The 26,724-nt window shown below is 40.8% G+C and carries 31 protein-coding genes; 7 read left to right on the forward strand and 24 right to left on the reverse strand.

Features of this window, described 5'->3' with window-relative positions; all coding sequences use genetic code 11:
• The 12 genes from ABC382_RS06635 to ABC382_RS06690 all read right to left on the reverse strand — a co-directional run bounded on the left by ABC382_RS06635 (window position 1) and on the right by ABC382_RS06690 (window position 11,668).
• Complete coding sequence (locus ABC382_RS06635) at window positions 1-933, reverse strand: S66 peptidase family protein (RefSeq protein WP_322612044.1); 933 nt, start codon at window positions 931-933, stop codon at window positions 1-3.
• Window positions 930-1,877 (reverse strand): ATP-binding cassette domain-containing protein, encoded by a 948-nt coding sequence (locus tag ABC382_RS06640; protein ID WP_274796656.1) that lies wholly within the window; start codon window positions 1,875-1,877, stop codon window positions 930-932. The genes ABC382_RS06635 and ABC382_RS06640 overlap by 4 nt, the downstream gene beginning before the upstream one ends.
• Complete coding sequence (locus ABC382_RS06645) at window positions 1,870-2,943, reverse strand: ABC transporter ATP-binding protein (RefSeq protein WP_284702028.1); 1,074 nt, start codon at window positions 2,941-2,943, stop codon at window positions 1,870-1,872. Before ABC382_RS06645 ends, ABC382_RS06640 begins: the two co-directional genes overlap by 8 nt.
• On the reverse strand, window positions 2,936-3,910 hold the full coding sequence (locus ABC382_RS06650) for an ABC transporter permease (RefSeq protein ID WP_274796654.1): 975 nt from the start codon (window positions 3,908-3,910) through the stop codon (window positions 2,936-2,938). The genes ABC382_RS06645 and ABC382_RS06650 overlap by 8 nt, the downstream gene beginning before the upstream one ends.
• Window positions 3,910-4,854, reverse strand: coding sequence for an ABC transporter permease (locus ABC382_RS06655; protein ID WP_274796653.1), 945 nt, complete (start codon window positions 4,852-4,854; stop codon window positions 3,910-3,912). The genes ABC382_RS06650 and ABC382_RS06655 overlap by 1 nt, the downstream gene beginning before the upstream one ends.
• A gap of 83 nt (window positions 4,855-4,937) precedes the next feature.
• Entirely contained in the window at window positions 4,938-6,761 is a 1,824-nt protein-coding gene (locus tag ABC382_RS06660) for a peptide ABC transporter substrate-binding protein (RefSeq protein ID WP_312507022.1), read from the reverse strand.
• Between the two features lie 86 nt (window positions 6,762-6,847).
• Complete coding sequence (locus ABC382_RS06665; protein ID WP_412926676.1) at window positions 6,848-7,576, reverse strand: hypothetical protein; 729 nt, start codon at window positions 7,574-7,576, stop codon at window positions 6,848-6,850.
• A gap of 40 nt (window positions 7,577-7,616) precedes the next feature.
• Window positions 7,617-8,072 (reverse strand): hypothetical protein, encoded by a 456-nt coding sequence (locus ABC382_RS06670; RefSeq protein ID WP_412926677.1) that lies wholly within the window; start codon window positions 8,070-8,072, stop codon window positions 7,617-7,619.
• 49 nt (window positions 8,073-8,121) lie between these two features.
• Entirely contained in the window at window positions 8,122-8,916 is a 795-nt protein-coding gene (locus ABC382_RS06675) for a M55 family metallopeptidase (RefSeq protein WP_274796650.1), read from the reverse strand.
• The gene (locus ABC382_RS06680) at window positions 8,913-9,614 is read right to left on the reverse strand and encodes a M15 family metallopeptidase (RefSeq protein WP_341385940.1); all 702 of its coding nucleotides are present in this window, start codon (window positions 9,612-9,614) and stop codon (window positions 8,913-8,915) included. Before ABC382_RS06680 ends, ABC382_RS06675 begins: the two co-directional genes overlap by 4 nt.
• A 286-nt stretch (window positions 9,615-9,900) precedes the next feature.
• Window positions 9,901-10,968 carry a DmpA family aminopeptidase gene (locus tag ABC382_RS06685; protein WP_412926678.1) on the reverse strand — a complete coding sequence of 356 codons (1,068 nt, stop codon included), beginning with the start codon at window positions 10,966-10,968 and terminating at the stop codon, window positions 9,901-9,903.
• Window positions 10,937-11,668 (reverse strand): aspartate/glutamate racemase family protein, encoded by a 732-nt coding sequence (locus ABC382_RS06690; RefSeq protein WP_322606246.1) that lies wholly within the window; start codon window positions 11,666-11,668, stop codon window positions 10,937-10,939. The genes ABC382_RS06685 and ABC382_RS06690 overlap by 32 nt, the downstream gene beginning before the upstream one ends.
• Before the next feature lie 249 nt (window positions 11,669-11,917).
• Here ABC382_RS06690 and ABC382_RS06695 point away from each other — a divergent pair, with 249 nt between their 5' ends.
• Window positions 11,918-13,312 carry an alanine/glycine:cation symporter family protein gene (locus ABC382_RS06695; protein WP_412926679.1) on the forward strand — a complete coding sequence of 465 codons (1,395 nt, stop codon included), beginning with the start codon at window positions 11,918-11,920 and terminating at the stop codon, window positions 13,310-13,312.
• 44 nt (window positions 13,313-13,356) lie between these two features.
• On the opposite strand, the gene ABC382_RS06700 is transcribed toward ABC382_RS06695, so the two are convergent.
• Complete coding sequence (locus ABC382_RS06700; RefSeq protein ID WP_412926680.1) at window positions 13,357-15,318, reverse strand: methyl-accepting chemotaxis protein; 1,962 nt, start codon at window positions 15,316-15,318, stop codon at window positions 13,357-13,359.
• Between the two features lie 315 nt (window positions 15,319-15,633).
• Here ABC382_RS06700 and ABC382_RS06705 point away from each other — a divergent pair, with 315 nt between their 5' ends.
• Window positions 15,634-16,191, forward strand: coding sequence for a delta-aminolevulinic acid dehydratase (locus tag ABC382_RS06705; RefSeq protein ID WP_274796641.1), 558 nt, complete (start codon window positions 15,634-15,636; stop codon window positions 16,189-16,191).
• A gap of 39 nt (window positions 16,192-16,230) precedes the next feature.
• Here the strand turns inward: ABC382_RS06705 and ABC382_RS06710 are convergent, their stop codons facing one another.
• The 7 genes from ABC382_RS06710 to ABC382_RS06740 all read right to left on the reverse strand — a co-directional run bounded on the left by ABC382_RS06710 (window position 16,231) and on the right by ABC382_RS06740 (window position 19,679).
• A complete protein-coding gene (locus ABC382_RS06710) occupies window positions 16,231-16,770 on the reverse strand; it encodes a DUF1572 family protein (RefSeq protein WP_274796640.1) in 540 nt (179 codons plus the stop codon).
• A gap of 43 nt (window positions 16,771-16,813) precedes the next feature.
• The gene (locus ABC382_RS06715) at window positions 16,814-17,704 is read right to left on the reverse strand and encodes a hypothetical protein (RefSeq protein WP_341385936.1); all 891 of its coding nucleotides are present in this window, start codon (window positions 17,702-17,704) and stop codon (window positions 16,814-16,816) included.
• Window positions 17,697-18,212 (reverse strand): RNA polymerase sigma factor, encoded by a 516-nt coding sequence (locus ABC382_RS06720; RefSeq protein WP_312507015.1) that lies wholly within the window; start codon window positions 18,210-18,212, stop codon window positions 17,697-17,699. The genes ABC382_RS06715 and ABC382_RS06720 overlap by 8 nt, the downstream gene beginning before the upstream one ends.
• Before the next feature lie 103 nt (window positions 18,213-18,315).
• A complete protein-coding gene (locus ABC382_RS06725) occupies window positions 18,316-18,924 on the reverse strand; it encodes an SCO family protein (protein ID WP_412926681.1) in 609 nt (202 codons plus the stop codon).
• Between the two features lie 106 nt (window positions 18,925-19,030).
• Window positions 19,031-19,153, reverse strand: coding sequence for a YvrJ family protein (locus ABC382_RS06730; protein WP_004229459.1), 123 nt, complete (start codon window positions 19,151-19,153; stop codon window positions 19,031-19,033).
• Between the two features lie 71 nt (window positions 19,154-19,224).
• On the reverse strand, window positions 19,225-19,449 hold the full coding sequence (locus ABC382_RS06735; RefSeq protein ID WP_412926682.1) for a DUF2922 domain-containing protein: 225 nt from the start codon (window positions 19,447-19,449) through the stop codon (window positions 19,225-19,227).
• 14 nt (window positions 19,450-19,463) lie between these two features.
• Window positions 19,464-19,679: a DUF1659 domain-containing protein gene (locus tag ABC382_RS06740; RefSeq protein ID WP_312507014.1), complete on the reverse strand. Its 216-nt coding sequence runs from the start codon at window positions 19,677-19,679 to the stop codon at window positions 19,464-19,466.
• A gap of 123 nt (window positions 19,680-19,802) precedes the next feature.
• Here ABC382_RS06740 and ABC382_RS06745 point away from each other — a divergent pair, with 123 nt between their 5' ends.
• Window positions 19,803-20,231: a DUF2621 domain-containing protein gene (locus tag ABC382_RS06745; RefSeq protein WP_274797296.1), complete on the forward strand. Its 429-nt coding sequence runs from the start codon at window positions 19,803-19,805 to the stop codon at window positions 20,229-20,231.
• Between the two features lie 259 nt (window positions 20,232-20,490).
• Here the strand turns inward: ABC382_RS06745 and ABC382_RS06750 are convergent, their stop codons facing one another.
• The 4 genes from ABC382_RS06750 to ABC382_RS06765 form a co-directional block, all read right to left on the reverse strand.
• Window positions 20,491-20,622: a hypothetical protein gene (locus tag ABC382_RS06750; protein ID WP_412926683.1), complete on the reverse strand. Its 132-nt coding sequence runs from the start codon at window positions 20,620-20,622 to the stop codon at window positions 20,491-20,493.
• A gap of 171 nt (window positions 20,623-20,793) precedes the next feature.
• Window positions 20,794-21,288, reverse strand: a complete 495-nt coding sequence (locus ABC382_RS06755) for a CcdC family protein (RefSeq protein ID WP_274796631.1) — start codon at window positions 21,286-21,288, stop codon at window positions 20,794-20,796.
• Window positions 21,289-21,312: 24 nt separating this feature from the next.
• The gene (locus ABC382_RS06760) at window positions 21,313-21,681 is read right to left on the reverse strand and encodes a response regulator (protein ID WP_274796630.1); all 369 of its coding nucleotides are present in this window, start codon (window positions 21,679-21,681) and stop codon (window positions 21,313-21,315) included.
• A 52-nt stretch (window positions 21,682-21,733) separates the two neighbouring features.
• Entirely contained in the window at window positions 21,734-22,444 is a 711-nt protein-coding gene (locus ABC382_RS06765; protein ID WP_274796629.1) for a cytochrome c biogenesis CcdA family protein, read from the reverse strand.
• A 509-nt stretch (window positions 22,445-22,953) separates the two neighbouring features.
• On the opposite strand from ABC382_RS06765, the gene ABC382_RS06770 reads away from it, so the two are divergent.
• The 4 genes from ABC382_RS06770 (at window position 22,954) to ABC382_RS06785 (ending at window position 26,702) form a co-directional block, all read left to right on the forward strand.
• Complete coding sequence (locus ABC382_RS06770; protein ID WP_322610519.1) at window positions 22,954-23,685, forward strand: FadR/GntR family transcriptional regulator; 732 nt, start codon at window positions 22,954-22,956, stop codon at window positions 23,683-23,685.
• Between the two features lie 140 nt (window positions 23,686-23,825).
• Window positions 23,826-24,542, forward strand: a complete 717-nt coding sequence (locus ABC382_RS06775; protein ID WP_274796626.1) for a (Fe-S)-binding protein — start codon at window positions 23,826-23,828, stop codon at window positions 24,540-24,542.
• 16 nt (window positions 24,543-24,558) lie between these two features.
• Window positions 24,559-25,989 (forward strand): LutB/LldF family L-lactate oxidation iron-sulfur protein, encoded by a 1,431-nt coding sequence (locus tag ABC382_RS06780; RefSeq protein ID WP_312507075.1) that lies wholly within the window; start codon window positions 24,559-24,561, stop codon window positions 25,987-25,989.
• The gene (locus ABC382_RS06785) at window positions 25,986-26,702 is read left to right on the forward strand and encodes a LutC/YkgG family protein (RefSeq protein ID WP_412926684.1); all 717 of its coding nucleotides are present in this window, start codon (window positions 25,986-25,988) and stop codon (window positions 26,700-26,702) included. The genes ABC382_RS06780 and ABC382_RS06785 overlap by 4 nt, the downstream gene beginning before the upstream one ends.
• Window positions 26,703-26,724: the final 22 nt, after the last annotated feature.

Raw genomic sequence — 26,724 nt, forward strand, 5'->3', positions numbered from 1 at the left:
CTACCTCATAACCTGGACTCGTTGATTGTCCGCATCCATCGTAATCGTTCTTCCTAAAGGTAACGACATCGTTGGTAAACAATGGCCACAAGCTATATCGGCCAGAATAGGTTTACCTACTGGCACAAGTATTTCCTCGAAAATCGTTTGTAATGATAAACTATGCTCAGGCTTTTCGGGATTTTCAGGTCCGCACTCTGTCCAGGCTCCCAATAAAATGCCTGCCACGTCATCTAGTTTCCCTGCTAGCTGTAATTGGGTTAGCATGCGATCAACTCGTTGCTCCGTTTCATCAATATCTTCTAAGAACAGAATTTTACCTCTTGTATCTATTTCATAAGGTGTACCGAGGGAGGCAGTGACTAATGTTAGGTTTCCACCGATAAGCTGACCTGAAGCTTTTCCAGCAACGAGCGTGGTCATTGGTTGCGCTGCAGGGTTTGCTAAGTAGAACTCATTTGGTTCATTGTCCATTACTTGTTGCATAAAGGATTGCCATGTAAAGTCATCCATTTCTTGTCGAATAAATTCAGTCGAGGGCATCGGCGTATGATAGGTGACAAAGCCACATAGCTGATTAAACGCTATATGTAAGGCTGTCACATCACTATAGCCTGCAAATACTTTAGGATTTCTCCTAATCATGTCAAAATCCAATTGGGATAAAATTTTCGTGGCCCCATATCCCCCACGTATACAAAAAATACCGTCAATCGTTGGATCACTAAACATTCGATGGACATCTGCCGCACGCAAATCATCAGTACCTGCTAAATAACCGTGCCTCGCATGACAGGTCTCTCCAACGACAACCTTTAGTCCAAGCTTTTCAATACTGGCAATAGCTGGCTGCAGCTTTTCTGGTGGTGTGGCCCCTGAAGCACTTATAAGACCAATTGTGTCACCCTTTTTCAATGCTTTCGGACGAATCATTTCGTTCCCTCCATTTTCAGTAAAATGCGATAATCAGCTAGCTCCTCTTCATTAGCCAAGATAAAATGGCCATCCTCAATTTCAATGAAGGAGGGGGGATGCTGATCATAACGATGCTGTGACGGGTCATAGACCTCCACTACTTTCTCTCTCTCCTTATATGGATTGGGCTCCGGCACGGCTGATAGCAAGGCCCTCGTATAAGGGTGAAGCGGATGAGCAAAAAGCTTTTCCGTTTCCGCTAGCTCGACAATTTTCCCTTTGTAAATCACCGCTGTACGATCCGTAATAAAACGGACAATCGATAAATCATGGGCAATAAATAAATAGGTTAAATGATTTTGCTGTTGCAGACTTGCTAATAAATTTAATACTTGCGCTCGAATGGAGACATCTAAGGCGGATATTGGCTCATCTGCAATGATAAACTCAGGCTCCATCACTAACGCACGAGCAATACCGATACGTTGGCGTTGTCCTCCTGAAAACTCATGTGGAAAGCGGCTTGAGAACTCTGGCAGTAACCCTACATTCAATAATGCATCGCGCACTTTTTGCTGCCGTTCTGCCTCATCTTTATATTTTTTTGAAGGATATAACCCCTCTGAAACAATATAATCTACCTTTGCTCGTTCATTCAGAGATGCCATGGGGTCCTGGAAAATCATTTGGATTTTTTGCGTAATTTCTCTATCCCATTCTTTAGGGATTTTTCCTTGAATACTTTTGCCATGATACAAAATCTGTCCCTCTGTCACCTCATTGATGCGCATAATTGCCCGACCAATAGTTGTTTTACCTGAGCCTGATTCACCTACAATGCCAAACGTTTCACCTTTAAAAATTTGAAAGCTGACATCATCAATGGCTGTAAATTTATTTTTCCCTTTACCAAAAACAACTTTCAAATTTTTTACCTCTACTAGTACTTCTTTCTCAATCATTAGCATACTGCCTCCCCTCTGCAAAAAATGCTTGTAAGGCTGCAGGGGGCTCTACCTTTGGGGCCAATGGGTCCAACAACCATGTTCGCGCATAATGAGTGTCACTGATCTGGAAAAAAGGAGGCCGCTCCAGAAAGTCAATTTTTAAGGCATATGGATTGCGTGGCGCAAAGGCATCACCTTTTATTTCTTGAAAAAGGTTGGGGGGCGTGCCCTTAATGGAATACAATTGTTCCCCCTTGGAGCCAAGCTGAGGTAAGGAGGAAATGAGCGCCCATGTATATGGATGCCTGCTATGAAAGAAAATTTCATGGGTCTCCCCAACCTCAATGACATCGCCCGCATACATCACCGCAATACGGTCAGCAACCTTCGCCACAACCCCTAAATCATGTGTAATATAGACGATTGTTAAGCCATACTTTTGCTGAAGATTCTTTAAGAGCTGTAAAATTTGTGCCTGAATGGTTACATCTAAAGCCGTCGTAGGCTCATCACATATTAAAATATTGGGCTTACAGGCAATCGCGATGGCAATAACAATACGTTGGCGCATCCCTCCAGAAAATTCGTGCGGATATTGCTTGTAGCGTTTTTTTACATCATTGATTCCTACATCCGTAAGAAGTTTTAATGTTTCCTCATACGCTTCCTTGCCCCTTAAGCCTTGATGGAGGACGACACATTCCTCAATTTGTTTGCCAATAGTTTTGAGCGGATTCAACGATGTCATCGGGTCCTGTGTGACCATCGCAATTTCCTTTCCTCGAATACGTAGCCATTCTTGCTCTGTCGTAAACTGGCCTAAATCCTGTGCATTGTAAATGATTCTTCCCTGCTTAATGCTACCGTTTTTGTCAAGCAAGCCCATAATAGATTTCATTAGCACGGACTTTCCTGACCCTGACTCCCCCACGATAGCTAAGCTTTCTCCCTTGTAAAGATCGAGGGAAATATCCCGAATAGCTGTTAATACACGACCACGTAATGTAAACTGAATCACTAAATTTTGGATAACTAAAATGCGCGATTTTTTCGAGGTCACTTGCTTCATCTCCTTACACATGGTTTTTTGGATCTGCTGCATCTGCAAAGGAATTACCAATAATATAAAATGCGATAGTAATGACACTTAACACAATACTCGGGAAAATAAGCTGATAGCGTAAATCTGGTGACATCATAAGTACGCGCCCTTCATTGATTAAATTTCCTAAGGAAGGCTCACTAATTGGTAGCCCCAGCCCAATATACGTTAAAAATACTTCGGCCCCTATCGCAAAGGGAATTGCTAGACTCATGCGTAACATAATGACAGAAATTAAATAAGGTAATAGATTTTTAAGGATAATCCGATAATCCGGTGTGCCCAAACATTTAGAGGCAAGGTTGTATTCGCGATCTCGTAAAATCACAATTTGATTGCGAATAAATCTAGCCATTTCCACCCACCCCGTTATACACATGGCGATAATGATTGTCGAAATACTTGGCCGTAATATATAAGACATTAAAATAAGGACAATCGTTGTAGGAATATTATCCACAACATTATAAAGCTGTGTAATTGGTGCTTCTAATTTCCTTGAAAAGCCCCACAGCGTACCGATTGTAATCCCCACTACTGCCTCCACTAAAGCCACAACACAGCCGATAAAGAGGGATGTCCGTGTGCCCGCCCAAATACGTGACCATAAATCCTGTCCTATGGAATTTGTGCCGAACCAAAATTCTGCATTCGGGGCTATATTACGTGCCTGCATCCCTGTTTGCTCATCTAGGTATATTTCAGTCGGTGATTTTTGCGCTGGTAAATAGGGCTGGAGAATGGTAAAGCCGACAATAATGAGCACACCGACTAATAAAAAGACAGCCAGTCGATTTTTCAAAAAGGATTGCCATGTAGAGCGCCAATAAGAGTAATTTGAATAACCAGTTTCCTCTGCTTGACGTGCATCAACTTCCGCAAAGTCAAACAAGGTTTCACGGGATTTATTCGAAATATTATTGATTTCATTTGAATACATGCCCATTAACGCACTCCCCCTCCCTTGCCTAATTTAATGCGTGGATCAACAAGGGCCATGGCAATATCCCCTAATATAAGGCCAATAATGCCAAGAGAAGAGAATACTAGCACTAAACCTTGCACAATCGTATTGTCCTGTCGCTGAATGGCATCCACGAGTAAGCCTCCCATTCCTGGAATGGAATAGAGCGATTCGATATAAATAGAGCCGGTAATTGTAAACAATATCGTGGCAGGTAAATATTGTGCCATCGGAATAAAGGCATTACGTAACACATGCTTAAACATTAATGTACGCTCCTTTACACCCTTCGCCCTCGCTAGCTTAATATAGTCCTTGTTCAGTTCATCCACCATGTAGCGTCGCATCCACATCGCATAGGAGGCTGTTGGTGCTAGTGCCATTGATGTTAGTGGAAGTATCCATGTAATCGGCCTGTACTCATCAAACAACATCGGTAACTGGAAAAGTTCTGTAATATACATTTGAATAACCAAGTAATACACGGCTGCTGGGACAGCAACGACAAAAACGATATAGCCTGTCCCAAGCCGATCCAGCCAACGCCCCTTGCGATAGGCCATTAATATCCCTAATGGCACCCCAATCAGTAGCGATAAAGCCACTGCGCCTAAGCCAAAGAGCAGAGAATACGAAATTTTATCACCAATAATCGTAACGACTGGGACATCCGTGCGATAAGTGACCGATTTTCCTAAATCCCCTTGCAACAAATTCTTATAAAAGTTCCCTAGCTGAACTAGCAATGGATCACGCAAGCCAAGATTTGTTAAGTAAACTTCTTGCTGTGCGGGTGACATTTTATCCGCTGCCGCTCCTAAATACCCTTCCTCTGGCATTAACCGTAATAAAGAAAAGACAATGGTGATGATAATAAAAAGGGTTAATACGGATTGTAAGAGTCGTTTTCCTATATACTGCAACATCGCGCCATCCTCCTTTGTCCAAAAGACTAAAGGAGATGCCGACTATACGCTTCGGTATCTCCTTGTTCATCTACAAAATACATCTACTTTTCAGCATTGGCTAAAGCTTCAGCACGTTCTTGCTCCCACTGTGCAAGGGCTTTCTTAAATTCTTCATTGCTCATTGGTTTTTCCAGCACTTTTTGTCCTTTAAATTTCTCCGCTGTTACACCAAATGGTGAGTACTGAGCCTCAAACGGATTTAATTTGGAAGCCACATAGCCACTACCACCTACTGAGTATGGAATGACAAAAGCTTCTTCAATTAAAAAGGCCTCTGCCTTGGCAAATAGCTCATAACGTTTGGCTGTATCAATCGTTTCTTTCGCCTGATCCACGAGATTTTGATAAGTCGTTTTGCCATTAGCCTCTTTATAACCTTCTGCTAATTCAGGTTTATTGTAAGTACCATCAACTGTGAATGGATCTGTATACGTAGATGGATCTGCATAATCAGGGCCCCAGTTTGCTTCTAACAGCGCAAACTTACCTGGACGACGCACCTCTGATAAGAAGCCTGTCGATGGACCAGCCTCTACGATAATGTCGATATAATCTGTCCCTAGTAATTTTTCCATTTGCTGCTCGACTACTTGAGAACGATTCGCCCAATCTGGAATTCCAGCATTATAAGGCATTAATACTTTGACAGGGAAAGTCGCTTTACCCGCCAAGGCTGTTTTCGCTTTTTCTTTGTACTCAAGTGCAAGCTCCTTGTTGAAGGAATCCTCATTGGAAATCGCCGTTAGTGGCGCTAACTGTGTATAATCCACCCCTTCAACATCAACAAAATTCTTCGGCGTAATGGTATTGCTTAGCAAATCTGCCGGATTATAAGGCTCAACTGTTAACATGGCAGACACACGATCTAGGGCATGGAATAATGATTTTCGGAATTCTTTATTGTTGACTGCGACCTTCCAGTTATCTGGTTCATATTGTGCGTCAAATTGTGGATTAAAGTTGAGAGCATAGAAGTAGGTATAGAAGTTATTTTGTGTTTGACGAACCTGTGATTTTTTCTTATCGTCTTTAAACCATTCGTCAATAATTGAAGTTGGTATACTTGCTGAATCGATTTCTCCACGTAAAAATAGCTCTGGCGCTACCGTTGCCGCTTCTTTATTGTATTTATAGCGGATACGGTCAATTAATACGTTGTCTTTATCCCAATACGTCTCATTTTTAACAAGGACCCGCTCATTTTGCGGCTCAAATTTATCTAAAATATAGGCACCGTTATAAAGGAAGTTTTCACGCGTTGTACCAAAATCCTCCCCTTTTTCCGCAATGAATTGGCCATTTACCGGGAAGAAACAAACATAGTTCAACATAGAAAGGAAATAAGGTGTTGGTGCCTCTAAAGTATATTCTACTGTATGTTCATCTAGCGCCTTTATGCCAACTTCCTTAAAGTCAGTCATCTCACCGTTATAGAATGCTTCCCCATTTTTTACTACTGTCGCAATCCACGCAGTTGATGATTCATTTTTCGCATCCAGGACATAGTGTAAGCCATCCACAAAATCCTGCGCTACGACATCTGCATATTCCTTGCCCTCATGTGTAACCCATTTAGCATCATCTCGCAATTTGAACGTCCACACGGTAGCATCCTCATTCGCAGACCACTCTTTGGCTAGCCCTGGCTGGACAACCCCGTATTGATCATATTCAATGAGCCCATCCACCATATTCGCTGCCACCGCAAACTCATTTGTTTCAGACGTCTTTAAATAATTTAACGTTTTAATTTCCCCTGAATACACAACACGATATTCCGATGCTTTCTCACTCGATGATTCGTCATTACAAGCTACACAAAACAATACAACCAGACATATCAACAACAACCAATACTTCCTCACAAGCATCCCCCTAGTCATCTTTTTATAATGAAAATCCTATTGCCAGGACGGATTGTACCTTTCAATAGGATCATTCAAACATAAAGCTAGGTCCCTCTTAATTGACCCTCTATCGATGAAACAGCCAACGACACCATGTCGTTTGCCTCGGCTTGATTTGAGATATATGACACAATGGCAACAGCGTGTCCTACATGGATAAATTTTCGAGCAGCTCCTACCATTGAATGGAATGGATCAGGTTTGACATACGTTCGAGCCGGTTTCTTGCTTTTGTGAGCGAGGTCTTCGCTCGGTGGAGCGCTTCTCTCACTGATTGGAGCGGCGTCTTCGCTTGAGTGAGCGCTTCTCTCACTCTTATGAGCGGGGTCATCACCAAGATGAGCGCTTCTCTCACTTTTATGAGCGGAGTCATCACCTGGATGAGCGCTTCTCCCACTTTTATGAGCGGGTTCCTCACCTGGATGAGCGCTTCTCTCACTTTTATGAGCGGAGTCATCACCTGGATGAGCGCTTCTCACCTTGCTATGAGCGGAGTCATCACCTGGGTGAGCGCTTCTCACCTTGCTATGAGCGGAGTCATCACCTAGATGAGCGCTTCCCTCACTTCTATGAGCGGAGTCCTCATCAGATGGAGCGCTTCTCTCACTATTATGAGCGGAGTCATCACCTGGATGAGCGCTTCTCACCTTGCTATGAGCGGAGTCCTCACCTGGATGAGCGCTTCTCTCACTTTTTTGAGCGGAATCCTCACCAAGATGAGCGCTTCTCTCACTTTTATGAGCGGGTTCCTCACCTGGATGAGCGCTTCTCACCTTGCTATGAGCGGAGTCCTCACCTGGATGAGCGCTTTCCTCACTTTTTTGAGCGGTTCCTACCTGGATGAGCGCTTCTCACCTTGCTATGAGCGGAGTCATCACCAAGATGAGCGCTTCTCTCACTTTTATGAGCGGAGTCATCACCTGGATGAGCGCTTCTCACCTTGCTATGAGCGGAGTCATCACCTGGATGAGCCCTTCTCCCACTTTTATGAGCGGGGTCCTCACCAAGATGAGCGCTTCCCTCACTCTTATGAGCGAAGTCCTCACCAAAAGGAGCGCTTCTCTCACTTCTATGAGCGGAGTCCTCACCAAGACGAGCGCTTTTCTCACTTTTATGAGCGGAGTCATCACCTGGATGAGCGCTTCTCACCTTGCTATGAGCGGGTTCCTCACCAAAAGGAGCACTTCTCTCACTTTTTTGAGCGGAGTCATCACCAGATGGAGCGCTTCTCTCACTTTTATGAGCGAATTCTTCGATAGGTAGCCCCACTATCGAGCGAACCCACTCACTCCTTCATCAACTCAAAGAAAAACTCTCTTCACGTTAAAAATTGCAATAGTCGTAGAACCTCATAGTAATCGTCGGTTATAAACTCCACCGTATTATGTGGCTTGAATGTGGCATTTGGATAGAAAGAATTGCGGTAGGCTCTTGTATGATCACGGTAAATAATGTCTACCACGAAGCGATCTGGCAACTTCACCTGCAAAGCAGTACGGGGCACCTTCATTGAAGATTCTACCAGTCTTTTCGTTTCCCTAATGGTTAGCTGTGGGCTGACACTAATCGTTGCATTTCCTACGCCTTCTTTTGTCGCAAACGTTACAATGTGGTCATTTAACGCCTGTATTTCTTCTGTGAGCCCCACGTCACCGCTAACGAAGGATACTGGAACACCGTGCAAGGCTGCTGCGTACGTATTGATTAAAAATTCACTTGCATATTCACCATTAATTTTGACATCGGCATATGTGCAAAGCGTATGGGCCAAAGGATTACGTTCACTTCCTCCTTTACTATGGTAGCCAATAAAAATAGCACGATCGAAGCTTTGATCAAGACCTGCTACCATGCACATAGGATCGTATGTCCAGCCACGGATGACTTTACAATTGATTGGCAAATTGGAAATATCCAGATTTCGAGCTGAATCATGTGCATCTTTTAATAAAATTTCTGTGGCCCCTCCTGCGATCGCACCTTCAATCGCTGCTTCTACCTCTCGCGTCATTTGTCTTTGGAAAAATTGATAATCTGGCGCATTTAACTCAGTTTCACTCCATGAGGTTGTGCCAGTAATGCCTTCAATATCTGCGCTAATATATACTTTCATAGAAATCGAAACTCCTTTACAGTATGATTTTGAATTGTTGCGTGTACTGCTCCGTAATAGGCTACTTGCGCTTGAACACGTCTGGCCCATGCCACATTGTGATAATCATAATGCCACCATTCCTCTGCATAATTGGTAAACCCTGCAAGCGTCATACAGTTATACAGTAAGCGCCGATGCCGACAGGCCAGAGGATTTTCTGCTGTATGCTGTTCAAAATACCGTGTAGCTGATTTTTCATTCATTTCATCAAAAGCTGTTCCAAGATCCAAAGCTTTCCCAGTTACATCAGCAAGCGTTACATCAATGGCACCTCCTGTTAAATGAGGTGCTAGATGAGCAGACTGTTCACTTGGAAAGGCTACATACCTTTTTGTTGCTTGCATGATCTCTTGAGAAGTCGCCTGTGGCATTTGTTGAGCTAATTGCCTCGAAAAATGACTAAACAAATAGTGTTGCACCTGAAAAGGACGATAGCCATCATAGAGTACTAGACTATATTCCTGTGGTAATAATGTTAACGCCTGCTGCAAACGCTCAAAAACCCCTTTACGTACATAAATTGTTCGTAAACTATCAGGGATTTGTTGCTGATAATAGATAGGCTCAATGAATAATCTCGGATGGGCAGCAGGGATCTGAATAAGCGGCTCATTGCTTTCACATACAGACGGCGTATTAGGATGGTTCCTTTCCATTACAGCTGCTATTGGTTGAAATAGTTTGACGATCCTGGAACACCACCCTCAGAATTTTTGGATAATTCAGTTTTTTTAAAATGAATATTATCACAACTCTCTAGCATTGACTAGATAAAAAAAGAATAATTACAAAATAATGGTTATTCTCTGATAATGACACATATTCCAGCAGCATACCGTCGAAAAACCTCTATTTAAGGATTTTATTCAATGTATGGCTCACTCATGCTAAAAAAATGACGAATCCTCTGTTAGTGCACGAAAAAAGCTATTGAAACATGGTCTATGTTTCAATAGCTTTTTGAAATGAGTATGCTTCTACCGTATGTCCATTACGACCAACCGTTGTCTGTGCCTGTGAAAGTGAGTTCAAAATGGCTTCCTCTGTTGCTTCAGTAGCAGCAGCAAATAATTGATTCATGATAGGATGGTCATCACGTAGCTGTGCTCTTGTTTCCACTAGCTGGTCAGTGCTATGAGGAATACGATGGGCAGTTGTAAAGCCAATGACAATATCGCCACTACCATGCGAAAAATGACTGCCTGTCCGTCCTAGACCGATACCACAACGTTTAATGACGCGGGTCAATTGTCGGCTACTTAGCGGAGCATCTGTCGCAAGGACAATAATAATGGAGCCATCTGTTGGTGATAAGGTCGAGTTGCTTTGAGTAGGTGAAGCTACATAATGCTCGGCTAAAAAGTCTGTACTTTGTCCAAAATTACTAAGAACTAAGCAGCCAACTGTATAGCTAACATCAGGTTGTTCGATTTTAACAAGACGAGAAGATGAACCAATCCCTCCTTTATAGCCGAAACACATCATGCCTTTTCCTGCACCAATGGCTCCCTCCTGTGCGGTATCGTTGGAGGCTTGATGAATCGCTTTGATGGCATGCTCTGGTGTCACAGCACAGGCTCTGATAGAGTTTAAATAACTATCATTACATTCGCCTACAACGAGATTAATGGTTCCTGTTGTGAGGCCAATGTCTTCATTCATGTCTAGCATATAACGCATCGTGCCTTGCGTAACTGCTGGCACACCGAAAGTATTGGTTAGCATAATGGGTGACTCAATAACCCCTAGTTCATTGACCTGTACAAGCCCTGTCGTTTTTCCAAAGCCATTCAGCACATAACTTGCAGCCGTCACCTTGTCCTGAAATACATTGCCGCTATGCGGTAAAATGGCTGTGACGCCCGTGCACGCATAGCCTCCATGCTGATCTAATGGCTCATCCAGTGTGACATGACCCACTCGGACTCCAGCTACGTCGGTAATACAGTTTTTTTTGCCGACTGGTAAGGTGCCAATTTTAATGCCTAATTGTCTTACTTTCCCCTGCATAATTTGCTCCCTCCTGAATAGCCATCGCTACAGCAGTCTGTGCATGGATGGCTGTTGTATCAAATACTGGAATCGTAACATTCTCCTGTTGAATCAGCAGACCAATCTCTGTACAGCCTAAAATGACCCCTTCTACACCAGCTTTCACAAGCTCGTCGATAACGTGGACATAGTATGACTTAGAGGCTGGCACAATATTGCCTAAGCATAGTTCTTCATAAATAATACGATTTACTTCTATTCGCTCATGTTCGTTTGGCACAATGACTTCAATACCAAAGTCCTCTATTCTTGCTTTATAAAACGCTTGCTCCATTGTATATTTCGTGCCAAGAAGGGCAATTTTCTGTAGGCCTGCTTCTTTAATTTGCCGAGCTGTTGCATCCGCAATATGTAAAATAGGAATGGTGATAGATGCATCAATAATATCAATGACCTTATGCATCGTATTCGTACAAATAACGATAAAATCTGCACCTGCTCGCTCAAGTGATAATGCTGCTTGACCAAGGACCTCGCCCGCCTTGTCCCACTCTCCTCTAGCCTGAAAATGCTCAATTTGCTGGAAATCAACACTATATAGGATACATTTCGCAGAGTGTAAGCCTCCGAGCTGTTGTTTGATTTGTTCATTGATAAGTCTGTAATATTGTGCAGACGATTCCCAGCTCATGCCACCAATTAAGCCGATTGTTTTCATCAAAATCACTCTCCTTTTTTCTATTATTATACGCGGAACACGCGCAGAAATAAGAGAATTTTCCAAATCCCTATAATTTTCTATAAAATAATTATTGTCGTTTACTATGAAACAATAATTAAAAATACAATTTCTAACTTACTATTTTGAAATCGCAAAATTTTAATATAATTCTTTATTTTAGAAAAGTTGATTTTTTATAAAAAAACAGTGTAGACTTAAACGTATTGTATGAAAGGAGGACAACTTATGGAATGGATTTCATCTATTGTAGATAGCGGAAATAATATTTTATGGACATATATCCTAATTATTTTTCTTTTAGCAGCAGGATTATATTTTTCAATTGGTACAAAGTTTGTACAAATTCGTCTTTTTCCTGAAATGTTTCGTCTGATTGTTGAAAAAAGAGATGGCGAATCGGGTGTGTCACCGTTTCAAGCCTTTACGATTAGTGCCGCTTCACGTGTTGGCACTGGGAATATCACAGGTGTTGCCTTAGCCATTGGTGTCGGGGGCCCTGGTGCGGTATTTTGGATGTGGATTATCGCTATTTTAGGGATGGCAACCGCCTTCATCGAAAGTACTTTAGCGCAGGTGTACAAAGTCAAGGATGGCGATACGTTCCGAGGTGGACCTGCCTACTATATGGAGAAGGCATTAGGTCAAAGAAAGCTAGGTATTATCTTTAGTATTCTATTAACATTAAGCTTTGGATTTATTTTTAACGCTGTACAATCGAATACTATCGCAACTTCAGTTGGAGATGCATTTGACATAAGTCCAAAGGCCATCGGGGTTATGCTAGTAGTGTTAACAGCATTAATTATTTTTGGTGGTGTACATAGAATTGTAAAAGTAACACAAATTCTTGTACCTGTCATGGCGATCTTTTATTTACTTGTAGCCCTTTTTGTTGTGGTGACAAATTTATCTGAAATACCGAATGTATTCAAACTAATTTTCACGCACGCATTTGGTCTTCAAGAAGCGGCTGGTGGAGCAATCGGTGCGGCTATCATGCAAGGGGTACGTCGTGGTTTATTTTCCAATGAAGCTGGTATGGGTAGTGTGCCTAATGCAGCAGCTACTGCCAATACCTCACATCCCGCGAAGCAAGGGCTTGTACAAAGCTTAGGTGTCTTTTTTGATACGATTATGATTTGTACGGCGACAGCCTTTATCATTATTTTAGCTGGTTTATATGATACAGGTGAAAGCAACGGCATTATTTTGACGCAAGATTCTTTAGCTGTGCATGTTGGGGGCTGGGCTCCATATTTCATTGCCATTTCCATCATCTTCTTTGCTTTTAGCTCGATTATCGGTAACTATTATTATGGTGAATCCAATATTGAATTTATGAATGCCCATAAAGGTTGGATGTTTAGCTATCGTATTTTAGTGTTAGTTATGGTAATGTTTGGCTCGTTAGCACAGGTACAGCTTGTGTGGAACTTAGCTGACCTATTTATGGGTCTCATGGCTCTCATCAATATTGCTATTATTATGCTTCTTGGAAAAATTGCCTTCCTTGTATTAGACGACTTTACCCTACAACGTAAAGCTGGTAAAAACCCTGTCTTTTATGCAAAATCGATTCCAACGTTAAAAAATACAGATTGTTGGGAAGAAGATCGATAAAACAACGAACGCCACTCCTAATTTAACAGGAGTGGCGTTTTGCTTTAATATTTAAACTGACTAATGAGTTGCTTTAATTCATCTGCCATATGTGCTAGTGCTTGAGCAGAGGCATTGATTTCTTCCATTGAAGCTAATTGTTCCTCTGTCGATGCCGCTACATCCTCTGACGCAGCTGCATTACCTTTTGCTGAGAATGCCAGATCTTCCGTAACTGCTGCAACCTCTTGAACACCTGCAGACATTTGCTCTGAGGCTGAGGATACTTCCTCCATTTTAGGCGTAATTTTATTCATACTTGCCATAATAACTTGGAATTTTGTAATAGCTTCATCTGAAATATGCAATCCACTTTGCACATCCTCCGTCACCTTCGCCATAATCGTAACAGATTGCTCTGTTTCTTGTTGAATTCCTCGAATCAGCTCAAAAATTTGCTTTGCCGATTCCTGTGACTGCTCGGCTAGCTTGCGCACTTCATCTGCCACAACCGCAAAGCCTTTTCCATGTTCACCCGCTCGTGCTGCCTCTATTGCTGCGTTTAGTGCCAGTAAATTAGTTTGATCTGCGATGCTTGTAATGACATCTAAAATAGATGTAATTTGCTGTGATCGTTCATGTAAAGTTTGGATTTTCGCATTGGAATCCGCTACGGATAAATGGATGGACTGCATTTGATCCTTTGTATTTTGAACGGCTTGTCCACCCTCATCTGCTTGTAATGTTGCATGCTGTGAAAGATCGGTTACAGCAGAGGAGATTTCCGCTATGTGAAGAATAGCTGTTGAAAGCTCATGCAGTGACTCTGCATTTTTATTGGCGCTAATCGTTTGAGAATCAGCACTTGTTGCGACATCCTGAATCGAAATCGCTACTTTTTCAGTCGCAATGCTTGTCTGATTCGCATTGGCTGTTAGCTCTTCTGCTGACGAAGCGACTTCCTCTGCGTTTTGTTCAATCTTTTGAATTAGTGTCCGTAAGCTTTCTTGCATATCATTAAAGGCTTGCCCTAATTGACCAATCTCATCATTTGAAGAAACCGTCACCGTCTCTGTGAGATCACCTTTACTAATTGTAACGGCGCTGTCCTTTAATGCTTTAATTGGTTTAATAATGGCCTTCATTACAAAATAAAAGACGATGGAACTAATAATAATAGCTGCCACTAATACAAGAATTGTATGATACAAAATGGAGGAAGCGGACTCATCAATTTCTTCAGCAAAAATTGTTCCGGTAATTTTCCAATTTGTTAATTCATTTGTTGTATAGAACAGGATTCGATCATCACCGTCAAAGACATAGTCATAAGTGCCCGATGAATTTTCGTACATTTTATCAAGGAAGCTTTCTTTTAGCTCTCCGCCTGCTTCTAGGGTCGGATGTGAAATGACCAAGTTATTTTCCCCAAAAATAGAGGAATAGCCATTTCTCCCAATCCGAATCGAATCGGCAACTTTCTGCAGGTCTGTTAGCTTGATATCAATTGCCACAACACCAGAGTGATCCTTAATCTGTTTGGCAACTGTCACCACCATATCGCCGGTTCCTGCGTCCTTATAAGGGTTAGTGATTAGGGTTTCTCCTTTAAGAGCTGTTGCCTCTTTATACCAATCTCGATTTAATGGATTGTAGTCCGCATCATTTAATCGAGGCTCCTGTGTAAAATCACCGTTATTCATGCCAATATAAACACTCAAAACATCTGGATTCAGCTTAGTATATTGCTGTAATTTTGACACAATCGATGCTTGTGCTTGCTCATACTGTTGAGCATCTACTTCACTACTAAAGACGTTAATTTCATCCATTTTTTCGCTAATGGTTTTATCAATAAGCTTATTTAAAATGCCTACACTTTCATTGGCACTAAATAAAATTTCTTCTTTAATGGAATCTTTTGCAGATAAGTAGGATAAACTCCCCACAGATATCACAGGGATAAGTAATACAAGCGCAAATAGCGTATAAAGCTTGCCTTTAAAACTGCTAAATAGTTTCTTCATATATCAGTCTCCTTTTAATTTACACGTGAAAAAATACTCTATTTTTCCACCATCTTTCCCTTTCTTTATCTGCATAACATTTCTCCCCTTACTTTTATCGGACGAAAAAAATTTTTTCAAACAATTTTATGATTTTCCTACTATTCAGTCTTTCCCGAAAAATAAAAATCCCCTATATTCGCCATTATTATGATGACAATATAGGAGTAATTTCGCTTATTCTAGTAAATAAATAGCCTGCTGAACATCAGCAATTGACAATGTATCCTGTAATATTAACTTTTCATTTATACTAATAATGGAGGTGAAGAGACTTTGAGTAAACCAGAGTTATATGTAAATTTAGTAGTTGGACCAGATTGTGATTTCGAATCCATGGCCATTAGAGCGGCACTTGAATCATTTGGCGCCAGGGTCACACTGCATTTGATTGGAAGACCCAATGATTTGATTGATGTCTTATCTGGAGAGGACCTTTATGGCAGAATGGACTATCTTATTTTAAATTTCCACGGCAATGAAGGGCGCTTTTGTTTACCCGAGTTAGGCGAAGAAGTGTATGAGAACGATGAACCTCAAGATCTATACTTTGGACCAAGGCATATTGAGTCCTATTGCCGGCTACAAAATGTCAAAGTTCTAGCAACAGGCTGTACATTAGGTTGGCAGCAGCTAGCAACAGCCTTTTTAGCGAGTGGCTGTCAATCCTATTTAGCACCTGATGATTATATTGACGGCAATGCGAATCTTATGTTTGTTATTCGTTATTTTTATGAAATCATCACCAATCAAAAAAGTCAGCAGGAGGCGTTTGACCTTGCGCAAGCCATTGACTCTGAAACAGCCATGTACAAGCTTTATGTAGCAAATTAAAAGATCGTAGCAACAGATGATTGCTACGATCTTGTGTATTTATGATTGGTTTCTTTCTAGCATGGCCTCTGTAAAAGCTTGAGACTCCCCTTTTGCTATACTTAATGTTTGCCATTCAGAGCCCTTTACTTGTTTCGCAATATAAATAATTTGACCAACATGCTGTGCATAATGAGCCATTTGTCTCTCAATGGCATCGATCACAGCTAGCTGCTCTCCTCTAATGGTAACATGCCTCTCCAAATCAGATTCGCTTAAACTCGCCAAAGTATCTAAAAAGACTTGCCAGCCCTTTTCCCAAACTGCGATAATAGATTCTTTTGTATGAAGACTATCCATAAACTCATCATCCCGATTTCTTGTAGCCTTCTCACCATCTGTCGTTAAAAAATTCGTCCAACGTGAAATCATATTGCCACTAACATGCTTCACAATGACAGCTATATTATTAGATTCTTCATTATACGCCCAGTGCAGCTGTTCCTCTTCTAATTGGGCAAGAGCCTTATCCCCTAACTCTTTCACATTTTGGAATCTCTTTTGAACAACCTGTAAATAGGTTTGCGCAATCGTTGTCATTGACCCCCATCCCTTCTTTTCTATCATTTTACAATAGGATGAGCTAATTGCCAGAAATAAATTTTCTTACGATGGCTACCATTTTTTCTTGGACTTCTTCTTGATCACCATTTATTCGATAACCAATATGATAAACATATCCGTTATCATACGTATAAAATTCATTAGCACTGGTTGTAGTCATTCGAAAGACTCGCTTATCTGCCTCATCGTAATCATAGTATATATATGCAAAACCTCGGTCTGGAGTCATCTCTCGATAATACAAAGGGTTCAAAAAATTAAAGCCTACATTCTTGAGGTTACTCCCCTCAATGTTCTCAATATTTTCTGTAAGTTTACGGTTAGCTAATGGGTTACGCTCTACGTTCGTAATTGTAAAATGAATATACTGCAAATCTACACCTGCAAGAGATTTTTCTTTAAAGCTAAATTGAAATTGCGTTTGTAGGCTACCATCTTTCATATCTGAAGTTACCGCATAGACCTCCTGAATATTTGCTTGAAACGGCAGATCTTTAGGCTCAATTAGATGGACTGCATCCCCCATTGTAGATGCTACTTCTTGCATAGCCCCGAAACCTTGAAGCGGAGCATAATACTTGATATTTTCACGGTGATTGAGTGAATCGGCAATTTGAAAATACTGACTGTATGTTGTAGCAGTTCCATCTACCTCTGTCTGAAATAATTCAGTGAATGTAGGTACTTCCCCTTCATCCGTTACCTCAGTCGCCAATTGATTCATTGGTTGTGTTGCTTGCCACGCAATAAATAGTAAGAGCGAACAAGTGATCAACATTGTGACTGCACGATATGTCCACTTTGTCTTGGATGGATGTGTTTGCTGTTGGATTTGTTGTCGAACGTTTTGAATGATCGCCTCTTTATGAGCTGTGACATCCTTCAAAATATGCATTGTATGCTTATCCATGGAAAAGTACCTCCCATTCGATATTTTGTAAATCTACTTTTAAAAGCTCTTTCCCTTTTTTTAAACGTGATTTCACCGTACCTTCAGGAATCTCAAGTAATTCAGCAATTTCTTTAATTGTCATTTCCTCTAAGTAATAATAGACAATCGCTTCTCGTGGCTTAATGGGTAACCGTAAAATTGCTTCATCTAATAAATCTTGTTCATCCTGAAGAATAAGTGTATCCTGCAAGACCGACTTTTGTTTGGTAAAAAATTTATGCTGAAATGTAATTTTTCGATATGCCCAGCTTTTTAAGTAATCCTTACATTTATTAATCGTCATGCGTGCTAAGTAAGCCTTCATTTCTCCTCGTTCTTCATAATGTTTTTGATGGTAGAATTTAATAAAAACATCCTGCACAATATCCTCGGCTAGTTGTAAATCCTTTGTATAGTAATAAGCAATTCGAAATAATTGCTCCGTATGTATAGCCATTAGTTGCTCTAATTTTTCGTTATCAGACATGCTTGTCCCTCCTTCTACACTATAAACGATGCTCAACTAGAAAAAGATTATTTTTCCAGAACAAAAAAAACCGTCTCTTAAGTCCGAGACGGTTTATTGCTTTTTATAAATTTTCATCAATATATGTTTCGATATCAGAAGCTATCGTATCAATTGGGACATCTTCAATATTTTCAGCATAGCCATTATACATTTTGACGATAACACCATCTTTATCGACTAAGAAAAATTGATTACCATGTATGACTTGATCACTGTTAAGGTCGTTTTTCACTAAAATTTTGGTATTTTTCACAGCAAATTGTTCAATATATTTTTGTGAATATCCTGTTAGAAGGTTCCATTTTGATTCATCTGGTACATTGTATTTACTAAGATAATCGGCTAACACCTCTGGTTTATCCACATCTGGATCTACTGAAAAGGCAACAATATGGTAATCCTCTACTCCTTTTTTCTGGAGCTTTTCTTGCACTTGTGCCATATTCAATGACATGGGCGGACAAATCGACACACAGTTCGTAAATATATACATGCCGATCCAAGGCTTGCCTTTCAAACTTTCTAGTGAAATCGTTTCACCACGTTGATTTACATGTTCAAATTCGGGTATTTCTAGGCTATAATCTGCTTTAAATTTTGAATTTCCACATGCTCCTAGCACGGATGCACAAGTCAGCAGTAGAACTAGCCCTAGTAATTTACGTTTCATGGTCAACACTCTCCCTAACCTTACACTATCCTCATCCTAACGTAGGTTGTAAGCGTTGACAAGAACTACTAAGTGACAGCTTTCGTACATCTTTGTGAAATGTATTTCATTTTAACGAAACGAGTGCAGCATGAATCGCATCCAGCTTTACTTCGACGCGGTGCAACAAATAAAATGACACTAAAATCGGAAAACCGATATCGGATATCATGTTTAACCACTGTTCCATTAGGTCTTCTCTCCTCTCTCCTACGGTAAAAAATGGCCTTTGCAGTTCCAATTGCAAAGGCCATCGATGAATTATTCTGTTGCTACATCAAATTCCGTTACTTGACGATCTACAAGGCGTGCCCCCTTAATGGCAGACAAAGCCCCTGCCTGTCCGGCAAATACATTTTTCGCCACAATCGTTTCCATTGCCTGCTGAATTTCAGCCACTGAGACATTGGGCTTTGGAGCATCAATCGTTAATGTTGTCGTTTTACCATCCACTGTTGCAAATTGTAACTCTAATACTTGTGCCATGCTGTAATCCCCCCTTAAGATATATCGCTTGTTTCTTGCTTTGCAATGCTAGACAAAGTCTGTGATGAAAGACTTGCAATAGCATGCGCCACAGCTAGTAAATCATTCGCACTATGTGTGTTGTTAAGATTACGATACGATTTTGTTGTGAATTTCGGTTCATTTTGCTCATCATAGCCATCTTCATACTTGAGACGCAGAGTTGCACTAATAAAGTTAACGTTTGCCATCTAACGTCACCTCCCTTCTTGCACACTATATAAAGATGAATTGCTAAAAAAGGGACATTATAGGATGAATTTTTTTTCGGAAGCTCTTATAATAGAGTGAGAGAAGGCAAAGAGGTGAACGATTTGTTACAAGGTTGGTTTTTATGGTTTATTTTATTTTGGGTTGTCGTCCTCATTTCATTGATGGCTATTGGCGGATTCTTTATGTTCCGTAAATTTTTAAAAGCTTTACCTAAGCAGGATGGAAAATCTGACTTAGATTGGCAGGAATATTATTTAGATAAAACAATTCACTTATGGGGACAAGCTGAAAAGGACTTACTCTATGAGCTAGTAAGTCCAGTACCTGAGCTCTTTAGACAAGTAGCAAAGGAAAAAATCGCAGGCAAAATCGGTGAGCTCGCTTTAGAGGAAAAAGCAGCTGCCATTAACAATGACCTCATTATTCGTGGCTATATCCAAGCAACACCCAAGCGCGATCACAAATTTTTACGCAAAAAATTAGAACAAATGCAAATTGACATCGCCCCATACGAACACTTATTTGAATGATTATGAAAACGCTGCACATCCATTTTGTGCAGCGTTTCCTTTTGTTATGGCATGCTTGCTGGCTATCGAGTTGTATCCTTCCTTCTGAGGGTTTTATCCGCTACTTTTGCTGTTCTATCCATCACTTTTGCTGTTCTATCCATCACTTTAGCGATCCTATCCGCTACTTTTGCGATTCTATCCACGCTTCTTGGCGCTATCCTTCTCTTTGCAGGTTTTATCCGCTACTTTTGCTGTTCTATCCACCACTTTTACGATTCTATCCCCTTCTCTTGGCGCTATCCTTCCCTTTGCGGGTTTTATCCGCTACTTTTGCTGTTTTATCCACTACTTTCTCACTTCTATCCGTCACTTTCCCTTTGCTATCCACCACATTTGGAGTTCTATCCATCACATTAGCCTTGCTATTAACGCTTCTCGGCGCTATCCTTCCCTTTGCAGGTTTTATCCGCTACTTTTGCTGTTCTATCCACTACTTTCTCACTTCTATCCGTCACTTTCCCTTTGCGATCCAACACCTCTTCACGCTTATGAGCATAAAAAAACTACACTAGCTTCTGCACTAGTGTAGTTGTGGAATTGTTTTTTTGACTCTTTTAAACTGGATGAGCATAGCAATTCGCCAAGGTAATAGCATGGCAAAGGCTAGTATCCAGAACATTCCTGCTAATTCACCGACATCGATGGAGCTACTTAATATCATTTTCGCAACAACTCGGAAAACTAACAAGCCGATTAAGATGAAAACGAATGCTTTTGACCGTTTTAAATAAATATCTCGACCTTTGACTTCAAATTTTGAAGTAGCGATTAAAATCGTCGAGAACACCATTCCGACAGCAGCTGCCTCTAAAATTTGCATCGGTGGTACGCGGAATTGTTCGAATAGAAACATCAGTGCACCCGAAGACATCGCTATTGGTGGAATAATAATTTTCTTCTCATTTGTCGGCTTTTTGGAAGCTCTCATTCGAATGACCATGACAAAGCTTCCCATAAGAATGGCCATGATGGTCGACCCTATAACATAATAGTGAGAAGGGATACTGCTCAACATAAAAAATCCTCCTCTAATGTCTAATTAGCAATTTTGTCCAAGTAATTGATCAGCTACAGCCTTTAATCGTTCTGGCTCAAAGGGCTTGGTAATAAAATCCTTTGCCCCACTTTCGATCGCTTCTACGATTAACTTTTGCTGGCCTAAAGCTGTCACCATAATAATTTTTGCATGTGGAAATTCTGGAATAATTTTTTTTACTGCTGCAATACCTGTCATAACGGGCATCGTTACATCCATTGTAACTAAGTCTGGTTGTAACTCACGATACATCGCCACAGCTTCTTTACCATTTGCTGCCTTACCGACTACCTCATAACCCCATTCTGTAAACATATTACTGATTGCAACACGCATAAAAAGCGTATCATCCACTACTAAAACTGTCGGCACATGTTCATCTCCCTCTACGTTAAAGTTCGGTATGCTTCTTTAGTTTAACAAATTAAAAGCCTGTAAATCCACCGAAAATTGGCTGTAAAAGGCGTGTAATATACGTTAATCCATCAAAGAATAATAAGATCCCAACGGCAATCATTACATAACCGCCGATTTTCACAATTTTTTGGCTATGAGTACGAATCCATGTCATACGTGAAATGAAGAACGAAAGCACGAAGAATGGAATCGCAAATCCTAAATAATACGCGAACATATAGCTGAAGCCCGCACCTGGGTTTGTACCAGCTAACATGATAATGGACGCTAGGATGGGTCCAGTACAGGGTGTCCAACCTGCCGCAAAGGCAATCCCTATTAAGACGGACCCCAAATAGCCAGATGGTCTATTTTTAAATTGAAACTTACGATCCTTCATTAAAAAGTCTATTTGCAATAATCCTACAATCATTAAACCAAATACTACGATTAAAATAGCCCCAACCTGTCGTAATAATGTTTGATAATTTAGGAAAAATTCTGCCGCTAATGAAGCACTTAGCCCAATAATAATAAAGATAATTGAAAAACCTAGTAAAAAGAATAATGTGTGGAAAATGGCACGTTTTTGTAGCATACCTTTTTCCGATTTTAGCTCATCTAATGTCATACCCGTTATGTACGATAAAAATGCTGGATACAGTGGGAGAGTACATGGTGAAATAAAACTTAAAAACCCTGCACCAAAAGCTAAAAATACGTTAATATCAGATCCCATATTTTATAATCGCTCCTTACAGTTACTGCATCCATCGTACCAAAAAACAGAATAAAATGCGCCCTTCCAGTTTGTGAACGTTTCATGGCAAAAGTATGAGATTTTTGAGAAGTGCCACTTCGCTACTTTTGCATTATGCTCTCCCGTTATTATTCTGTCAACAAATTGCGCCAATATTCTACCCTTTCGTAGCAGCAATCACTCCCCTTATGCCCACAGTCTTGACATTGTCGATTAGTTGGCGTTACTGTTGAAATAGGCTTCTGTATTCGATAGACACTACTGACCAAATGCTATTGTAAGAAATCATTTACAAAGACAAGGATATCAGGAAATCGAATCATCTGATGACCTTATTATAAGTTGATACTATTATTATCCCCCTTTACATTTCGACAAAATCTCTCTTTACATAAGATGTTTATTTGAATCCGTGAGTAAATGACTTATTTTCATGTATAATGATGATAACAAATGAGCATTTGATCGAGAAAATGAGGTGTAGCTCCTTGGAACTAAGAAAAATTAAACCTAAAAAAATTTATGAAGAAGTGTCCGAAATTCTACATGAAAAAATAAGAGCTGGTGTCCTAAAACCAGGTGATCGTCTTGACTCTGTTGAACAGCTCGCAGAACAATTACAAGTTAGCCGATCTGCTGTACGTGAGGCGCTCTCCGCTTTAAAAGCGATGGGATTGATTGAGATTAAACAAGGCTCTGGGACATTTGTTAAAAGTGTGCCATCCAATCAACTTGATTTTCCATTGTCCACTGCGATGTTAACGAATAGACAGGATATTGCTCATTTATTAGAGGTGCGCAAGATTATTGAGGTAGGAGCAGCAGCAAGTGCAGCTATCCATCGTACGGACCAGGATATACAAGCCATGCTACAAATTTTAGAGGATATGAAGCAAGCCAACGGTGATGGCGAGCTTGGTGAAAAAGTAGATTATCAATTTCATGCGGCCATTTCTACTGCCTCTCAAAACCCCCTACTCGTTACCATCCTAGATCAAATTTCTGGCCTTATGATTGAAACAATGAAAGAAACTCGCCGAATTTGGTTGTATTCCAAAAAAACAACGAGCGAACAATTATATGATGAACATATGCAAATTTTCCTCGCGATTAAACAGCAAAATGAGGAGTTGGCCAAACATGCGATGACTTCTCATTTAAGCAATGTTGAAAAGGTGCTCCTACAGTATTTCGAATTAACGGAATCCAACTCCGAGTAAAACTACCTACCTCTTCACTAGGTAGTTTTATTTTTTCAGAAAATTCCCTAAAAACACTTTTATTCTTTTAACAAATTGTTGTATGATATAACCATCAAAAGTCATCAGATGACCAGTTGTTTAGAAAAGGAGCGATGAAAATGAGAGTATCACTATTTGCCACTTGCCTAGTAGATATGTTTCAAGGAAATGTCGGAAAGGCAGTTGTTGAAGTGTTGGAACGACTCGGCTGTGAAATAGACTTTCCTGAAAATCAAATTTGTTGTGGGCAGCCTGCGTACAATAGCGGTTATGTGAAAGAATCCAAAAGTGCCATAAAAAAAATGATCACTGCTTTTGAGGAAGCTGAATATGTGGTCTCCCCTTCTGGTTCCTGTGCTTATATGCTGAAAGAATATCCTGAAATATTGAAGGACGATCCACAATGGGCATTAAAAGCACAGGCTTTAGCGGATAAAACATATGAATTTACTGAATTTATTGTCCATGTCTTAAAAATAGAAGATGTTGGTGCTCATTTCGAAGGCAAAGCTACATACCATACATCCTGCCATATGACTCGTCTGCTCGGTGTAACGGATGCTCCGTTAAAATTATTAAGCCATGTCAAAGGACTACACTACACGGATCTCCCAGGTAAAGATCGGTGCTGTGGATTTGGCGGCACTTTCTCAGTCAAAATGGGCAATATCTCTGGAGAAATGGTCAATGAAAAAGTACAAAATGTGGAAGAAACAGGCGCTGACATTTTAATTGGGGCCGATGCCGGCTGTTTAATGAATATCGGTGGTCGCATTCAGCGCCAAGGGAAACCAATTCAAGTGATGCATATTGCTGAAGTTTTAAACTGCCGATAAAAGGGGGAAATAAATCATGGCAATGAAGACAAGTAATGAGCCATTCCATCAGCGTGTAACAAAAGAACTTAACAATCACTTTATGCGTGGGGCTGTCTCAAGTGCGCAAGAACGCTTTCAAACTCGCCGCTTACAACAAGCTGACGAGCTCGGTCATTGGGAAGAATGGCGCTCGCATGGAGAGGAAATTCGCAAGCATGTTTTAGCTAACCTTGATTATTACTTATATCAATTAAGTGACAATGTTGCCAAAAGAGGCGGACATGTGTTCTTTGCTCATACGGCACAAGAAGCAACCGATTACATTCAAGGCATTGCCAAAAAGAAGGATGCTTCGAAAATTGTCAAGTCGAAATCGATGGTGACAGAAGAAATTAACCTAAATGCAGCTTTAGAGAAACTTGGCTGTGAAGTGATTGAGACAGACCTTGGCGAATACATTTTGCAGGTCGCGGATCATGAGCCTCCCTCCCATATTGTGGCGCCTGCCCTACATAAAAACAAAGAGCAGATTCGAGATATTTTTAAGGAAAAACAAGGCTACACACAAACAGAAAAGCCAGAGGAGCTTGCTCTCTATGTGCGACAAAAATTACGAAATGACTATTTAACGGCAGATATTGGGATAACAGGCTGTAACTTTGCCATTGCAGAAAGTGGCTCCATTACGCTTGTCACAAATGAAGGTAATGCTGATTTAGTCACGGCTTTACCGAAAACGCAAATTACGGTTATGGGAATGGAAAGAATTGTCCCTACCTTTGAAGAAATGGAGGTTCTTGTGAGCCTATTAACAAGGAGTGCGGTGGGTCAAAAGCTAACTAGCTATATTACGACATTAACCGGAATCAAAGAAGAGGGTGATACGGATGGACCAGAGGAATTTCACCTAGTTATTGTAGATAATGGACGCTCGGCTATTTTAGGTAGTGAATTCCAGCCCATTTTACAATGTATCCGCTGTGCTGCTTGTGTAAATGCTTGCCCTGTGTACCGTCATGTTGGTGGCCATACGTATGGTTCCATCTACTCCGGGCCTGTTGGCGTTGTCCTTTCACCACTTTTAGGAGGCTATGATGATTATAAAGAATTGCCATATGCTTCTACATTGTGTGGGGCTTGCACAGACGCATGTCCTGTCAAAATCCCTTTACATCAGCTGATTCATCGCCATCGCCAAGTCATCGTTGAAAATGAAGGCAAAGCACCTGTTTCTGAAAAGCTATTAATGAAGGCATTTGGCTTAGGTGCTTCCTCCCCTACTTTATATAAGATGGCAACCAAAATGGCGGCACCAGCAATGTCCCCGTTTACGAAAGACAACACCATTTCGAAAGGACCAGGTCCATTAAAAGCATGGACTGAAGCGAGGGATTTTCCTGCACCCACAAAAGATAGCTTTAGAGATTGGTTGAAAAACCGTTCAAAAGGAGGCGAACACCAGTGACAGGTACCATTCACAATCGAGAATCCTTCTTAGCCAACATCGCAAAGCAGCTTGGACGTTCACCAAAAATAGAACTTTCACGCCCAACGTGGCAATATCAGCCACAAGACCGCATTCTCAAAGATGCCACAAAGGACGAATTAGTTGAGGTATTAATAAAGCAGTGTGCTAATATTCATACCGATATTGTCATTTCCACTACCGCAAAGCTACCTGAAGATTTACATTCCGTTGTTGACCATTATGGGGGTCAGTCCATCATTACATGGCATGATAAACGATTCCAAAAGTATGGACTATCACAATTAATGACCGAACAATGGCCACAAGCTAATATTCAGCATTATGAATGGAATGCACAGCACCAGGAGGAAAACATCCGACAAGCTGAAAAAGCGAATATTGGTATTACAATCAGTGAAATGACCTTGGCAGAATCGGGAACTGCTGTACTTTTTAGTAGCAAGGATAAGGGACGTAGTGTTAGTTTTTTACCAGAAAAATTGATTATTTTAATTCCGAAAAGTACGATTGTTCCTCGTATGACACAGGCAGCACGTTGGATTAGTGAAAAAATCCGTCGTGGTGAAAAAATTGCCTCATGCATCAACTTTATAACGGGTCCAAGTAACTCAGCAGATATCGAAATGATTTTAATCGTTGGGGTACATGGCCCCATTCAAGCAACGTATATTGTTATTGAGGACCAATAATTAACAAAGGCATGCAAAGTTT

Origin of the sequence: Lysinibacillus phoenicis (assembly GCF_047238325.1) — a bacterium.
In the GTDB taxonomy this organism is placed as follows: Bacteria; Bacillota; Bacilli; order Bacillales_A; family Planococcaceae; genus Lysinibacillus; species Lysinibacillus irui.